Source organism: Streptomyces sp. NPDC093018 (assembly GCF_040684035.1).
Classification (GTDB): Bacteria; Actinomycetota; Actinomycetes; order Streptomycetales; family Streptomycetaceae; genus Streptomyces; species Streptomyces murinus.
In genome coordinates, this window is record NZ_JBFBFF010000001.1 from 772,605 (window position 1) to 787,408 (window position 14,804).

General features: G+C 74.6%; 14 protein-coding genes and 1 pseudogene. 5 read left to right on the top strand and 10 right to left on the bottom strand.

The features are described from left to right. Positions 1 to 85 precede the first annotated feature (85 nt). Positions 86 to 997, top strand: coding sequence for a class A beta-lactamase (bla, locus tag AB0N90_RS03395; protein WP_365192810.1), 912 nt, complete (start codon positions 86 to 88; stop codon positions 995 to 997). A gap of 60 nt (positions 998 to 1,057) precedes the next feature. Here bla and AB0N90_RS03400 read toward each other — a convergent pair whose 3' ends face one another. From AB0N90_RS03400 to AB0N90_RS03415, 4 genes and pseudogenes are all read right to left on the bottom strand, one after another. Beyond that, positions 1,058 to 1,408 carry a metalloregulator ArsR/SmtB family transcription factor gene (locus tag AB0N90_RS03400; RefSeq protein WP_085563413.1) on the bottom strand — a complete coding sequence of 117 codons (351 nt, stop codon included), beginning with the start codon at positions 1,406 to 1,408 and terminating at the stop codon, positions 1,058 to 1,060. A 180-nt stretch (positions 1,409 to 1,588) separates the two neighbouring features. Further along, a complete protein-coding gene (locus tag AB0N90_RS03405) occupies positions 1,589 to 1,981 on the bottom strand; it encodes a VOC family protein (RefSeq protein ID WP_365192630.1) in 393 nt (130 codons plus the stop codon). Positions 1,982 to 2,080: 99 nt separating this feature from the next. After that, positions 2,081 to 2,175: pseudogene (locus tag AB0N90_RS03410) on the bottom strand. A gap of 122 nt (positions 2,176 to 2,297) precedes the next feature. Then, positions 2,298 to 3,446, bottom strand: coding sequence for a Cmx/CmrA family chloramphenicol efflux MFS transporter (locus AB0N90_RS03415; RefSeq protein ID WP_365192631.1), 1,149 nt, complete (start codon positions 3,444 to 3,446; stop codon positions 2,298 to 2,300). Between the two features lie 458 nt (positions 3,447 to 3,904). Here AB0N90_RS03415 and AB0N90_RS03420 point away from each other — a divergent pair, with 458 nt between their 5' ends. Further along, positions 3,905 to 4,597, top strand: a complete 693-nt coding sequence (locus tag AB0N90_RS03420; protein WP_365192633.1) for a pyridoxamine 5'-phosphate oxidase family protein — start codon at positions 3,905 to 3,907, stop codon at positions 4,595 to 4,597. A gap of 60 nt (positions 4,598 to 4,657) precedes the next feature. On the opposite strand, the gene AB0N90_RS03425 is transcribed toward AB0N90_RS03420, so the two are convergent. Next, the gene (locus AB0N90_RS03425; protein ID WP_365192635.1) at positions 4,658 to 5,293 is read right to left on the bottom strand and encodes a CBS domain-containing protein; all 636 of its coding nucleotides are present in this window, start codon (positions 5,291 to 5,293) and stop codon (positions 4,658 to 4,660) included. A gap of 466 nt (positions 5,294 to 5,759) precedes the next feature. Here AB0N90_RS03425 and AB0N90_RS03430 point away from each other — a divergent pair, with 466 nt between their 5' ends. After that, positions 5,760 to 6,638 (top strand): universal stress protein, encoded by an 879-nt coding sequence (locus AB0N90_RS03430; RefSeq protein WP_365192637.1) that lies wholly within the window; start codon positions 5,760 to 5,762, stop codon positions 6,636 to 6,638. A gap of 85 nt (positions 6,639 to 6,723) precedes the next feature. Here AB0N90_RS03430 and AB0N90_RS03435 read toward each other — a convergent pair whose 3' ends face one another. Beyond that, entirely contained in the window at positions 6,724 to 8,298 is a 1,575-nt protein-coding gene (locus AB0N90_RS03435) for an amidohydrolase (protein WP_365192639.1), read from the bottom strand. 26 nt (positions 8,299 to 8,324) lie between these two features. Further along, positions 8,325 to 9,815: an APC family permease gene (locus AB0N90_RS03440; RefSeq protein ID WP_365192641.1), complete on the bottom strand. Its 1,491-nt coding sequence runs from the start codon at positions 9,813 to 9,815 to the stop codon at positions 8,325 to 8,327. Positions 9,816 to 10,035: 220 nt separating this feature from the next. Between AB0N90_RS03440 and AB0N90_RS03445 the strand changes: the two genes are divergently transcribed. Together AB0N90_RS03445 and AB0N90_RS03450 are read left to right on the top strand one after the other, a co-directional pair. Then, positions 10,036 to 10,650, top strand: a complete 615-nt coding sequence (locus tag AB0N90_RS03445) for a TetR/AcrR family transcriptional regulator C-terminal domain-containing protein (RefSeq protein ID WP_365192643.1) — start codon at positions 10,036 to 10,038, stop codon at positions 10,648 to 10,650. A gap of 111 nt (positions 10,651 to 10,761) precedes the next feature. Then, positions 10,762 to 10,929 carry a hypothetical protein gene (locus tag AB0N90_RS03450; protein WP_365192645.1) on the top strand — a complete coding sequence of 56 codons (168 nt, stop codon included), beginning with the start codon at positions 10,762 to 10,764 and terminating at the stop codon, positions 10,927 to 10,929. 11 nt (positions 10,930 to 10,940) lie between these two features. On the opposite strand, the gene AB0N90_RS03455 is transcribed toward AB0N90_RS03450, so the two are convergent. The 3 genes from AB0N90_RS03455 to AB0N90_RS03465 form a co-directional block, all read right to left on the bottom strand. Next, positions 10,941 to 12,467, bottom strand: a complete 1,527-nt coding sequence (locus AB0N90_RS03455) for a N,N-dimethylformamidase beta subunit family domain-containing protein (RefSeq protein WP_365192812.1) — start codon at positions 12,465 to 12,467, stop codon at positions 10,941 to 10,943. 114 nt (positions 12,468 to 12,581) lie between these two features. Next, complete coding sequence (locus AB0N90_RS03460) at positions 12,582 to 13,730, bottom strand: hypothetical protein (RefSeq protein WP_365192646.1); 1,149 nt, start codon at positions 13,728 to 13,730, stop codon at positions 12,582 to 12,584. Between the two features lie 61 nt (positions 13,731 to 13,791). Further along, positions 13,792 to 14,793, bottom strand: a complete 1,002-nt coding sequence (locus AB0N90_RS03465) for an aminoglycoside phosphotransferase family protein (protein ID WP_365192648.1) — start codon at positions 14,791 to 14,793, stop codon at positions 13,792 to 13,794. Positions 14,794 to 14,804: the final 11 nt, after the last annotated feature.

Sequence of the window (14,804 nt, forward strand, 5' to 3'; positions counted from 1 at the left end):
TCTTGGACATGAGCGCCCTCGTGCTGTTTCGCTGTTCCCCATGGATCACCCCGCCCGACAGGGCATGACCTGGGAGGACTTCACCATGACCGCTTCCGGACCGCTCGCGCGCCGTGGCCTGTTGAAGGCAGGCATCGCGCTCACCTCCGCGGCCGCCGTGGCATCCACCGGGCGGGCCGCCGCCGCCCCGGCCGCTCCGACCTCCGGTGAGTTGGCCGATCTGGAGCGGCGCTACGGCGCCCGGCTCGGTGTGTACGCGCGCAATGTGCGCACCGGGCAGGTGCTCGCCCACCGGGCGGGCGAGCGGTTCGCGATGTGCTCGGTGTTCAAGGCGTTCGCGGCGGCCGCCGTGCTGCGCGACGCGGCGCGCTGCGCGCCGATGGACAAGGTGATCCACTATCCGCCGCACGATCTGCTGCCCAACTCGCCCCGCACGCAGGAGAACCAGGCCACCGGCATGGCCATGGCCGAGGTGTGCGCGGCGGCGATCCAGTACAGCGACAACGCGGCCGGCAACCTGCTGCTGCGCCAGCTGGACGGACCGGCCGGCCTGACCCGGTTCTTCCGCTCGCTCGGCGACGAGGTGAGCCGGCTCGACCGGTGGGAGCCCGAGCTGAACACGGCGATCCCCGGGGACCCGCGCGACACCACGAGCCCCGAGGCATTTGCCCGGAACATCGAGCGGCTGGCCCTCGGCCGGGCCCTGGCCGCCCCCGACCGGGAGCGGTTCGTCACCTGGTTGAAGGGCAACACCACCAGCGGCGCACGGTTCCGCGCCGGGCTGCCCGCGGGCTGGACCATCGCCGATAAGACCGGGACCGGCGACTACGCGAGCGCCAACGACGTCGGCGTCGCCTGGACCACCCGGCGGACCCCCGTCGTACTCGCCGTCCTGTCGACCAAGGAGGGCAAGGACGACAAGGACGCCCCGGTCGACGAGGCGCTCATCGCGGAGGCAGCCCGCATCGCCGCACGGACGGTGGCGCCGGGGGAGTGAGGAGCGGCGGGGCGGGGAGACGCCGTCGAGGCCGGGCCCGTCGGCATCAGCCCGTCGGCATCAGGTCTGCCCCGGCCGTTCCCCCTGTGCCGCCTGGAGGTCGGCGAGCAGCTCCGCCTGTTCCGCGAGGACCCCGGACAGGATCGTCCGTGCCACCCGCAGCAGTTCCGCCACATGCGGGCTGGTCAGGGAGTAGTAGACGTTCGAGCCTTCTTTGCGGGTCTTGACCAGGTTGGCGCGGCGCAGCACGGCCAGTTGCTGGGAGAGGTGGGCGGGCTCGATGCCCACCTCCGGCAGCATCTCGGCGACCGCGTGCTCGCGTTCGCTGAGCAGTTCCAGCACGCGGATACGGGCCGGATGGCCGAGCGTCTTGAAGAACTCCGCCTTCAGCTGGTACAGCGGCTTGCTCACCGGACCGTCCCTTCACCGGCCCGGCGACCCGCCCCCTGCGGCCCGGTCTCGGCCCGTCCCATCGACCCATACGTCAACACCATGGGGTCCATCCTCACCCGGAGGCCCCGCGGGGACCGAATCGGCCCCCGGACACCCCGCGAGCCGGCCGTCGCCGGCCGGTCGCGGGACCCGGGCACCTTACGCGTCCGGCCAGCCGCCGTAGGGAACGGTGAGCAGCTCCATGGCGTGTCCGACCGGATCCATGAAGTACACGCCCTTGCCGCCATCGTTGCGGTTGATGGTGCCGGGGTGCTTCTGGTGCGGGTCGGCGTAGTGCTCTATGCCGCGCTCGGTGATGCGGGCGTACGCGGCGTCGAACTCCTTCTCGGAGACCAGGAACGCGTAGTGCTGCGGGGTGATCCTGTCCTCGGGGACGGTGGCGAAGTCCAGCGTGACGCCGTTGCCCAGGGCGACGGCCACGAACGGGCCCCACTCCCCGGTGATGTCCAGGCCCACGATCTCGGTGAAGAAGCGGGCGGATTCCCGGTTGTCCCGGGCATGGACGATGGTGTGGTTCAGATCGACCGACAAGGAATGCCTCCAGAGGCATCTCCTGGCACCTCCATGCCTCACCCGGCCGGTGACCGGCACGCGATGCCGCCGTCCAGTGTAGTCAGCCGTTCGGCGGAGCGGAGAGGGCAGGATTTGAACCTGCGCGGGCCCCGAAGGGCCCGACCGTGAGCTGTGCTCGCTGGTCCCCGATAAACCACTCCGGGCACCTCTCCCTGGGATCCCTGTGATCCCGGCTGTTCCTGTGACCGGCTCCGGTTTCCCGTCCCACTCACAGGAACAACAGTGCCAGGAGACGCTGACCGGGGACTGACGCCCGACTGACCCCGGGCGCCCGTCAGGGGGCGACAGGTGTCACGGCGCGGAGCGGGAGCGCGATCAGCAGGGCGAGCGCGACCAGGGCGCCGCTGACCCACAGCGGGCCCAGGGCCGTGCCGGTGAGGGTGGCGGAGGCGAGGAGGGGTCCGGTGGCGGCGCCGATGTTGAGCGCGGCGGTCGCGTACGAGCCCGCCATGGTGGGGGCATGCGCGGCCTCGTACAGGACCCGGGTGATCAGGGTGCTGCCCAGCGCGAACGACAGCGCGCCCTGCACGAAGACCAGGGTCAGCAGGGCGGCCGGCCGGTGCGCCAGCAGGGCCAGCGCGGGCCAGCCGGCGAGCAGCAGTGGTCCGCCCACCGCGACGACGATCCCGGGGCGCCGATCGGACAGCCGCCCCGCGACACCGACACCGGCGAGGGAACCGGTGCCGAACAGCACCAGGGCGACGGAGATCCACAGCCCGCCCAGCCCCGCGGTGCCGGTCACGACGGGGGCGAGGAAGGTGAAGCTCGCGAAGGTCGCCGCGTTGACCAGGGCGCCGAGCAGCATCACCAGGAGCAGCCGTGGCCGCCGCAGCTGTGCCAGTTCGGCCCCCAGCGCCCGGGCCGTGCCCCGCTCAGGACGGCGGCCGGGGATCGAGCGGACAATGCCCGCCGCCGCGGGCAGGCACAGGACGGCGACAGCCCAGAACGTGGCCCGCCAGCCGAGCAGCGTGCCCAGCACCGAGCCCGCCGGGACGCCGACGATCGTGGCCACCGTGGTGCCCGACAGCAGCACCGCGAGCGCCCGGCCCTTGCGGTCGGGCGGGACCAGCGCGGCGGCGGCCGTCAGCGCCACGGCGAGGAATCCCGCGTTGGCGAGCGCCGCGACCACCCGGGACGCGAACAGCACGGGGAAGCCGGTGGCGACGGCGCCCACCGCGTGCGCCGCCGCGAAGAGGAGGACGCAGCCGAGCAGGGCGGCGCGGCCGGACCGGTCACGGGCGAGGGCGGCCATCAGCGGGGCGCCGGCGACCATTCCGATGGCGAAGGCCGAGGTCAGCAGGCCCGCTGTGCCGACGGTGACACCGAGGTCGGAGGCGATGTCCGGTACGAGACCGGCGAGCATGAACTCCGAGGTGCTCATGGCGAAGACGGCGAGGGCGAGCGGGTAGAGCGCGAGAGGCATCGAGGGTGACTCCGGGGTGAGGAGAAGCACGAGACGGTCATCTCGTCACCGCGGTCAGCACCCGGGGGCACACGCGTCCGGCCGTAGCGCGCGAAGGCACGGCGGAACGGTGGTGAGGTCAGTGGTTCCGGGGGCTGACGGCGTGACCGAAAGCCCCCACCCTGTCCGACTCAGGACTCGGCATGGCCCCGAGACTACCCGAGCGACTCCCGTAGCCCGTACGGGATTTCCCCTGGTCTCCTCCAGGTGACGTCCCGCCCGGGCAGGGGCCGTTCGGCCCAAGGCGGGCGGGACGGGGCGATCGTAGGGTTTCCGATCGTGCGGCGTCGTGTCCGGCCTCCAGTGGGGGGAGGCCGGACACGACGGTCTCCGGATGCCCCGGCGCACCCGAGTGGTAGGCGGGGTGCCCCGGTGGTAGACGTGGTACGAGCCAGGGCCCCGGCGAGGAGTGAGCGAGCATGGCAGAACGCCCCACACCCGGGCACGGCGAACCGGAGCCGGAGGACGGTCGCGCGCGGGGCGACCTCGGACGCCGGCTCCAGCGGCGCCGGGCGGAACTCGGGCTGAGCCGGGAAGAGGTGGCCGAGCGCGCCGGCATGGCCGAGGCGTACGTCGCCCATCTGGAGCAGCACAGCACCGCCGCACCCGACTCCGGCACCCTGCTGCGGCTCGCCGGGGCGCTGCGCACCAGCCCCCAGGAACTCGGCGGCGGATACTCCGGGCTGCCGTCCGGACTGGGGCAGGCCGCCCGCGATCCCCGGATGGGCGAACTCGACGAACAGGAGTGCAGGGAGCTGCTGTCGACGCATGGCGTCGGGAGGTTCGCCCTCAGCACCGAGGGCGCGCCCGTCGTCCTCCCGGTGAACTACACCGTCGTGGACGGCGCGATCGTGTTCCGGACCCGCGAGGGCTCGGTGATCGCCCAGGGCCTCGACCGCGAGGTGGCCTTCGAGGTGGACCGGGTGGACGACGCGTTGAGCGAGGGCTGGAGCGTCCTGGTACGGGGGACCGCCCGCGTGGTGAGCGATCCCGGCGAGGCGGAGCGGCTGGCCGAGCGCGCGTACAGCACCCCGTGGGCCGGCGGGGGCCGTGATCTGTGGGTGCGGATCGAGCCCACGGCGTACACGGGCCGTCGTATCGAAGCGGGGTGAGAGCGACGGGGGTTCGGCGCGTACCGGTGAGGCCGAGCCCCGCGCTCCGCCGCACGGGCATCACCCCGGGCGCGCCACCCCTTCGGGGGTTGCCGACGGCACCAGATTGACCACTCCGACGACCCCGTCCAGCCGCCAGGCCGCGAAGCCGGCGCGGGCGATGGCACCGCGCAGTTCCGCGTCGCCCGCGAGGGTGACGATGCCGTCCCGCACGGACACGGTGACGGCCTCCGGCGGCAGGCCCAGCTCGCCCGACACGATCTCCTCGGACACCTGGCGGCGGATCTCGTCGTCCCCGCGCAGGAAGACCCGGAGCAGATCACGACGGGTGACGATGCCGATCAGCCGGTCCTCCTCGTCCACCACGGGCAGCCGCTCCACGCCACGCCGCTCCATCAGCCGGGCGGCGTCGGAGACCCGCTGCTCGGGGTGGACGGTGACGGCGGGCGTCGACATCAGTTCGCGCGCCGGTGACTTCCGTACCGGCTCGTCGGGGGCCTGCGCCTGCCGGGCGGCCCGCTCGCGTACCAGGTCGGAGGCCGAGACGACGCCGAGCACCTTGTCGTCGTGGTCGATCACCGGCAGCCCGCTGATCCCGTACCGGTCCAGCAGCCGGGTCACGGCCGCGGACGACATCGTCTCCGACGCGGTGACGACATCGCCGGTCATCACCTCGCCGATCGTGCTCTGGATCACGGCTCTTCCTCCTTCAGGGTGGGCGGGCCCGCTTCATCGGGCGGCGGTCGATGTCCCGCCTTCGTGGGCCCGCTCGACGCCCCGGCCACGCGCGTCCCCGCTGTCCGTTTCGAGCCGGTACCACCAGCGTGCCGCCTCCGTTGCCCGGGGCCGAGGGCCGGGCGCCCCCGTGAACGGGACCTTTGGTCCTGTACCCGGACCCCTTCCGGCACCGCCGGGGGCGGGCGGACCGGCCGAGTCGCCATCGCGCTCGGCCGCGCGCGTATCGCCCGGGGACCTGCGCCGTCGCCGGTCGGGGGCCCGGTCGCCCGGCCGCCTCGGCAGGGTGTTTCTCCGGGGGACGCCCGGCCCCCGGACGACCCACCCGGCCCACGGGCGCGAGTCCCCTTCACGAGGCACGCTTGTCGTACGGGAGAGCGCTCGGTGGACGGCGGGAAGCGTCGGGTCGGATCCGGAGGGACACGTCATGGCTGGTCATATCGCGGTGGGAGTCGACGGGTCCCCGCAGAGTGTCGCCGCCGCTCACTGGGCCGCGCAGGAGGCGGTGCGCCGGGGTGCCGAGCTGATCGTGGCGCACGCATGGGTCACCGATGTGCGGTCGGCGCCGCCGGCGACGCGGGACAGTACGGAACGCGGCTGGGCGCAGCGCGTGCTGCGGGAGGCGGTCGACAGCGTGCGCGCGGCGCATCCGACGCTGGCCGTGACCGGCAGGCTGATCGCCGAGTCGCCCGTGCCCGCGCTGCTGTCCGTGGCCGCCGAGACGGACACGCTGGTGGTGGGCACCCTCGGGCTCGGCCGGGCCGCCGGGGTCCTCGTCGGCTCGGTCTCGCTGCGGGTCGCGGGCCGGGCCCCCTGCCCGGTGGTGCTGGTGCGGGCGGGCCGCAGTGCCGCCGACGAGCATCTGCCGACCGCGCCCGGACTCGCGCCGGACGAGATCCCGAGCATCCCCTACCGTGCCGTCGTCCTCGGCCTGGACGTCGACAGCGCGTGCGACGAGCCGATCGGGTTCGCCTTCGAGGCCGCCCGGCGGCGCCGCACCGAGCTGCGCGTGTGCCATGTCCACGAGCCGGACGGCGGCGCCGGTCCCGAGCGGGCGGCCGCCGCCGAGCACGCCGTCCTCGCGCTGCTGCGGCCCTGGCACGAGAAGTACCCGGACGTGTCCGTCGCCACGACCGTCACCGAGGGGCGGGCAGGGGACGAACTCGTCCGGGCCACGGACGGCGCCGGACTCGTCGTGGTGGGCCGCCGGATCAGCGGCAGCAGGCTCGGCGAACGCCTCGGCCAGGTCGCCCACGCGGTCGTCCAGCACGCCGAGTGCCCGGTCGCGGTCGTCCCGCACGACTGAGCGCGACCGAGTACGGCGGAGAGCCGTACGACCGGAGCGGGCAGGACGCGGGCAGGACGCGGACCGGACGCGGACCGGACGCCCGTCAGCGGGTGCCCCGGTGCACCACCTGCCCGCCCGTCACCGTCAACGCCACCGGCGCGTCGGCGAGTTCGTCGGCGGACGCGAGCACGGGGTCCACGCCCAGCGCGGTCAGATCGGCGCGGAACCCGGGTGCGATACGACCGGCGATCCCCGACTCGCCCGCCGCGGCGGCCGCGTGGCTGGTGCAGCCCTCCAGAGCCTGCGCCGGGGTCAGGCCCGCGCGATGCGCGGCGGCGCCCTTGGGGCGGCGGGCGGTCGCAAGCACGGCGCGGGCGTCGTAGTGCGCGATGGGCCAGTCCGAGCCGAGCGCGACGGTGGCGCCCGCGTCCCGCAGATCCCGCAACCGCCAGGCACGGGCGGCCCGTTCACCGCCGAGTCGGCGGGACCACTCGTCGCTGCCGTCGTCCCGGGTGTACCCGGTGTGCGGCGGCTGCATGGAGGCCGCCACGCCCAACGCGGCGAAACGGGGCAGGAGTTCGTCCGGCGCCGTCTCGATGTGCTCGATCCGGTGCGCCCCGCGCCCGCTCGGCCCGAGCGAGGCCACGGTGTCCAGCACGTGCCGTACGGCGGCGTCCCCGATGGCATGGGTGGCGGTGCGCACCCCGGCGGAGTGCAGGGCGCGGACGGCCTCGGCGTAGGCGTGCGGGTCCGGCCAGAACGCGTCCGTGCCCCGCCCGTGGCAGTCGGGATGCTCCAGCCACGCCGTGCCGCCCTCCACGGTGCCGTCCATGAAGAACTTCACCCCGCCGACCAGCCAGTGCCGGCCGCCCCGCCCCTGGAGCGCGACCAGCTCGCGCAGCGCCTCCGCGTCCGCGCCCGGCATGCACCAGGGCGCGAACCGCAGCCGCACCGGCAGCACCGTCTCCCGCGCCAGCGCCGCCACCAGCTCCAGGTCCCCGCCGTCCATCACATGGGCGCCGGTGAGTCCGGTGGCGGCCATCGCGGACAGCAACTCCACGAGCCGCGAACGGCGTTCGGCGTCCGAGGGGCGTGGCGCGACGGCCGTCACCAGGTCCATCGCGGCGTGTTCGACCAGATGCCCGGTGGGCCGGCCCGAGGCGTCGCACACCACCTCCGCGCGCTGGTCGAAGGAGCGCGGCCCGGACACCCCGGCGGCGGCGAGGGCGGCCGCGTCGGCGAGGGCGGAATGGCCGTCGTACAGGCGCAGCAGGGCGGGGGCGCCGCCGAGGACGTCGGCCACCAGGTCGTAGTGGATCGGACGGCCCTCGAAGGCGTTGTGGTCCAGACCGTGCCCGAGCACCCAGCCCCCGATCCGCCCGGCCGCCGCCAACTCGGCGCGCAGCCCGGCCAGATCGCGCACGCCCGACAGGTCCGTACCGGTCGCCATCTCCAGGCCCCACACCGGATGGCTGTGGGCGTCGACCAGACCGGGCACCAGATGTGCCCCGCCCAGCTCGACCACCTCGGTGCCGGGGCCGCGCCAGTCCGGCACGTCGGCCGCCTCCCCGACCGCGGTGATCACCCCCTCGCGCACGGCGACCGCCGTGGCGGTGGGACGGTCGGGGTCGAGGGTGCGCACCTGGGCACCGGTGAGGACGAGATCGGCGGCGGGCATGCCATGAACTCCTTGGTGAGCGACGGTCATTCGGCGGTCTCGGTCGGCGTCGGCGTCGGTGTCGGCGGCTCCGTGGCGAAGGACGCGTACACCTCGGGTCGGCTGCGCCGCAGCCACCACGCGAACGGCAGCCCGAGCAGGAAGACGACCGGCGCCGCGAGCACCAGCAGGGTGTTCACGGTGGGCGAGGCGCCGGTGAACAGGTCGATGTGTCCCACCACCAGGACGATCGCGGTCGCGAGCAGCACCGTGGCGAGAACCGGTGCCACCACCGTCCGCAGGCTTCCCTCGCCGTGCCGCACCCGCCGGAAGTAGCAGGGCACGGCGATCGCGGCGAGCAGCTGGAGCAGCATCAGGCCGATCATCCCCGGGGTGTTCACCCACAGCAGCAACTGCTGGTAGGGGTCGGCGTGCGCGGCCCAGAAGGCGAGGACGACCACCGCGCCGACCACGGTCTGGGTGATGCCGGCGAGGTACGGGGAGCGGTGGCGCGGGTGGATCCGGCCGAGCCGGCGGGGCAGTACGCCCTCCTCCGCCAGCGCGAGCGCGTAGCGGTTGATGGCGTTGTGGAAGGCGAGGAGGGAGGCGATGACGCTGGTGACGATGAAGACGTGCATCAGATCCGCGGCCCAGCCGCCCACGTACGTGGTGATCGCGGTGAAGAACAGCCCGGCCGGATCCTTCCCGGCGGCGCGCACCACCTGGTCGTCGCCGAACGCCTGGACGGCGATCCACACCACGAACGCGTAGAACAGGCCGAGGAATCCGACGGCCAGATAGGTGGCGCGGGGCACGGTGCGCCCCGGATCGCGGGCCTCGCGGCGGTAGATGACCGTCGACTCGAAACCGGTGAACGCGGCGAACGCGAAGGCGAGTACGGCGGCCGTGCCGGGCACGAACACATGTGAGGGCGTGAGCGAGGCCAGGGACAGCCCGTGCGCGCCGCCCTTCAGCAGCACCCCGCCGGCCAGCAGCACGAGTATCCCCGTCTCGGTGACCAGCAGGACGCCGAGCAGCTTGGCGCCGAAGTCGATCGAGCGGAAGCCGCCGTAGCCGATGAGCAGCAGCCCGGCCAGCGAGACGGGCAGCCAGGGCACATCGGTGCCGAACAGGGCGTGCAGGGTGTCGCGGGAGGCGGAGGCGAGCAGGCCGTAGACGCCGATCTCCATGCCGTTGTAGCCGAGCAGCGCCAGCAGGGCGGCACCGATGCCGGCCGGGCGGCCCAGACCGCGGGCGATGAAGGCGTAGAAGGCGCCGCCGCCCGTGACATGGCGGCTCATCGTGGTGAAGCCGACGGCGAAGACGGCGAGGGTCAGCCCGGCGAGGAGATAGCCGACCGGGGCGCCTATGCCGCCCAGCAGGATCGCGAGCGGCGCGACCCCGGCCATGACGGTCAGGGGCGCGGCGGCGGAGACGACGAAGAAGACGATGTCGGCCGTGCCGAGGGAACCGGGGCGGAGGGTGGCCGCGGCGGACGGCGCCTTCTCCTCGGGCAGTTCGGAGGTGGTGACGGACATACAGGGGCCCTTCGGGCGGCGGAGGGGAGGGGGTCCCGGAGACGGGCGGGCGCGTCCGCGGAGGACCGGGCGACGGCCCCGCGAACGCTCCCGGGCGTACGGCCGACCGGGCGCCCGGAAGGGATGGCGGGCGCCCGGAGCCGTAAACCTAAAGGCTTTTGGTTTCCGCAATGTAACCTGCGGTTGGGCATCCGGGAAGACCTCAGGGAGAACACCGATCATGGGACGGCCGCGCACCCCGCTCCTCGACCGCGAGCGCATCACCACCACCGCGCTCCAACTCGTCGACGAGAGCGGCGACTTCAGCGTGCCGCAGATAGCCAGGCGGCTCGGCGTGCAGACCGGCTCGGTCTACCACCACGTGGACGGCCGGGACGGCATCGTGGAACTGCTGCGCGAGCGGGTCGCCTCCGCGATCGAGACCGCCACCCTCGACCTCGAACCCTGGGACACGGCCATGGAGGCCTGGGCCCGCTCCTACCGCGCCGCCTTCGCCGCGCACCCCCGCGCCATCCCGCTGCTGATGACCTCGCCGGTGCGCGCGCCCCGGGTCCTGGACCAGTACGAGCGGGCGGTCACCCGGCTGCTGGACGCCGGGTTCGAGCCCGCCGGAGTCATGGCGCTGATCACCGCGCTGGAGAACCTGGTGCTGGGCTCCGCCCTCGACCTCGCCGCCCCCGAGGCGATGTGGGAGCTCCCGGACCGCACCGCGACGCCCCGTCTGGCCGCGGCCCTCGCCGCCGTGGGCGGCCATCGGGCCGACCGCGCCTTCGAGGTCGGTCTGACCGCCTTTATGAGACATGCCCGGACGCTGACCGGGATCCATGGCTCCTGAGGCCTCCCGAATTTCCCAGTACCGCCAGTAACATGATCACCTTTGAGACTGGTTGTATCGGCCGGTCAAGTCGGCGCGCCGTTCGATGTCATGTCTTTCCCGGAGATGTCCATGTCTGCTGTCAGTGACGCATTAGAAGACGCCCGTACGCAGTACGAGCAGCACACCCGCGCCTGCCGCCAGTGCCGCGCCGACTCCGCGCCGTGCGCCGTGGCCAAGCATCTGTGGCGCCTGTTCAACAAGGCCCGCCAGAACCAGTTGCGGGCCCACGAGGCCTGACCGGGACCCGGTCAACCGCCGTACACCGCACGGGTGTCGGCGTCCGGCGGCGGCGCGTGCCGGGCGGCCGGGCCGCGCGCGAACATCCGCAGCACGTTCTCCGTGGCGCGGGTGACGAAGGCGCGGGTGCGGGCGTCCATCCCGTGGTCGCGACCGAGCTCGCCGGTCCCGGCCAGCAGGCCCTCCACCCAGCGCATGGTGCCGGTCGCGAACACCCCCGCTCCGGCGGGGGTGGTGTAGTACGCCGAGTCGCTGTGGCTCGGCCGGCCCGCGCACACCAGCGGCGAATGCGCGGTGATCTCCAGCGGGCCGGGGGTCGGGGCCCCGGGGGTGACCCGGTCGTACTCCACGCCCACCAGATGCGCGAAGCCCTCCCCGGCACGGACGCCGGTGCCCTCGTACGCCCAGTGTCCGGGCGCTCGTACGACGTACGGCGCGTCGACGGGGTAGCCCTCGTAGAGCACTCCGGTGAGCGCGGACTCGGGGTCGGCGCCGGGCGGCAGCCGGTAGTCGGTGGTGACCCGCGCGGGGGCGGACGGATAGACCGGGTCCGCGCGGTAGTCGCTCTTGTAGCAGACCACCGTACGATCCTGCGCGCCCGTCCCGGGCTCCAGCCGCACCCGGCGGAAGCAGGTGTTCGCGCCCAGGAAGGCGATGTTCACACCGGCGTCCCGGGCGGCGGTGACATGGGCGCGCTGCTCGGGCGTCCAGTACTCGTCGTGCCCCAGGCAGACCACCGCGTGCGCGCCCCGCAGCACCCCTGGGTCCCGGTGGACATCGTTACCGGTGCTGTACGCGAGGGGGATGCCGAGACGCTCGGCGAGCACCACCAGCGCCCGCTCGTACGTCAGGAACTTCTCCGCGCCGCTCCCGTCGTAGGGCCGGTCGAAACTGACCGCGAGGGAACGGCTTGCGTACCCGCCGTCCGCTCCGGTGTACAGGCTCGCGCCGCCCCAGTGGTTGTACGCCTGCCAGGTGGCCGGGGCGTGCAGCAGCACCGTACGGCCCGTGCCGTCGGTGGAGCGGACCACGAACGGGATGTACCGCTGATGACCGGTGTCCGCCTCCAGTCGCAGCAGATAGGCGCCCTCCGGCCAGCCGGTGGTGTCCACGGGCAGGCTGACCGGCCAGTCGGCGCGCACGGTACGGGTGGCGGCCAGCACCCCGGGGGCCGCCCGCGCCCGGCCGGGTGTCCGGCCCGAGGCCCAGATCCGCCGGGCCCCGGCGCCGCCGTACCAGCCGATCCGGAACGCCGAGATCCGGAACGCCGCCGCCGTGGTGGACACATGCAGGCCGAAGCTCTCGCCCGGGGTCACGCTCACCCGGTCCGGATAGCCGCTCACCGCGTCCGGTGGCCCGGTCGGGCCGAGCCGCCAGGCGGCGGTGCCGGGCGCGTCCCGCTCCGACTCCGGCCGCAGTCGGCTCCCGGGCCCGGACGGCGGCGCGGCCGTGCACGCGGCGGCCGTGGCGAGCCCCGCGCCCGTGCACAGGGCGAGGAACCGCCGCCGCCCGAGCCCTGGGCCGTCCGCCGGGGCCATGCCGAATCCCGGATGGGTCACCGCTCCAGCGTCGGGGCGGTCCGGGCCGCGGTGCAACCCGTCGGCCGGCGGCGCGGGTCTTCGAGGCCACCCGTCGGCCGGGCGCGCGAACCGTCACGCGCGGAATCCGATGTGCACATGGTCATGGTGGGTGGCGTCGCTGAAGAACTGGCCGGGGCTGCCGCCCGTCAGCGGTACCGGGCCGCCGACGTTGTACGACCCCGCGGCGGCCGCGGCCCGCATGAACCGCTCGATCAGGGACCGTGAGGTCGCCGGGTCCACCACCGGGTGGCCGTCGATCCGCCACACGTCGAAGGCCCGCCCCCGCGGATGGTCGCTCGGCCGGTCCGTGCCGAACACGTCCAGCGGATGCCCGGAGCGGACGACGCTCACCTCGATCCGGTAGGTCCGGGCCAGGGTCCGCATCGCCCGGGTCACGCTGCCGTGCACCCGGCCGCCACGCAGGTCGGCGACGGCGGCGGGCGGCAGCGTGATCCGGGCGTCGGACAGGGCCGCGCGGGTGTCGGCGGGCAGGGCGCGGGCGGGCGGCCCTGGGTGCGCCGGACGGAGCGCGTCGACCGTCCAGCCGTGCGCGCCCCGGGAGAGCCGTACGTCCACCGTCGTACCGCCCGAGGCGACCTCGCCGCCGCGCCGGGTCCACTGGCGGCAGACCACCAGCACACTGGCGGACCGCGACAGGATCCCGCCGTACTGCGCGAAGACCACCTGGAGCGCGGCCCGGTCGGCCGCGGGCGCCAGCGGCCCGGCCTGGCCGACGAGCGCTGTCGGCAGGCCGAGGGCCGCGACCCGGGAGCGGGCGGCGGCCGCCCCGCCGTGCCCTTCCGGCCACGCGCCGATCGCCTCCACCACCTGCACGGCACGCAGCTTCGCCGCCGGTTCCACCTCGCCGGGCCCCGGCCGCCAAGGAGTGGTCCTCGGCAGCGCGGACGTGGGCGAGGGGGTGGCGCGCCCGGCCGGGCCCCGGGCGCCGGAGCAGCCCGCCGCGCCCAGCGCGACCCCGGCGAGCGCGCCCAGGACGGCACGGCGACCGGGCGGGGGAGCGGCGGGCGCGCAGGGCACGGGGCGGCGGCCCGGCTGTGGAGGCGCGCCCGGTACGGCGGGGCGGCTCGGCTGTGGAGGTGCGCCGGGGGCGATGGGGCGGCTCGGCTGTGGAGGCGCGTCGGGGGCGGCGGGGCGGTCCGGCGCTGGGGGAGGGCCCGGGGCGGCGGGGTGGCCCGCTGAGGCGGCGCGGGGACGGCTCATACCGTCAGTGTCCGTCGAGCGCGCCGCCCCGGCGACTTCGGGCGGCCGGGTGCCAACGCGTCTAGAACGGCGGCTCGTTCAGAAGGTCAAGCAGCCATTCCGCGCTCTGGGTGACGCCGGGCGCGGGGCGTCCCGGGTCGGGGAACATCCGGCTCCAGGAGGTGGCGCGGCCCAGGGAACTGAGCCGCCAGGCGAGGCTCGCGGCCCGGCGCAGCTCGGCGACCGGGACCCCGGTGCCGGTCCAGGGCTCCAGATAGGCGTCGCGCAGCCGGGGCAGCGCCCCCGCGCCGTACCGTTCGCGCACCTGCTCACCGGTGACCCGGAGGCTGCAGAACGGGTGGGACACGGCCGCGTCCCCCCAGTCGAAGAACGTGAACCGGCCCGGCGCCGGGCGGAACAGCTGCCCGTCGTGCAGATCCGCGTGGTCGAGGGTGTCCTCGATGCCGACGGCGGCGAGTTCGGCGCACCAGTCCACGAGCCGGGGCCGTACGGCCGCCACCCGGGCGCGTGCCTCGGGGCCGAGCGCGGTGTTCGCGGCGAGCAGCCGGTCGAACACCTCGGGCAGATCGACGGTACGGGCCTTCGGGACCCCCAGCCGCTCCAGTTCCCCGGCGTACGGGGTCAGGGCGCGCTGCACGCCCGCGTACTGGCGCAGCAGGTCCTCCCAGACCTCCGGTCCGACCGGCTCCCGCGCCAGCACCTGCCGGAACAGATCACCGCCGTCCGGGAGCAGCGACCAGGCGCGCGCCGCGTCCACGGCCAGCGGCTCCAGCACATGTCCGGGCACCCAGCGGGCCAGCGCGGCGGTCAGCGGGCCCTCGAAGGCGGCGGACCGCGGATTCGCCTTGAACCAGACCGCGTCCCGGCCCGCCACGGGCACCCGGGCCAGCACCGACCACGGCCGCAGCCGCACCCGGAGCTCGCCCTCCCCGCGCAGGCCGCGCTCGGCCAGCCGCTCCCGTACCCAGCCGAGGGCCGCGGCCCGCCAGGACTCCTGCTCCCAGGGCGTCACCGCGTCCGGGAAGGCGCCCCGGTCCACCGTCATCGAGATCTCACTGTGCATCACGCCATCCC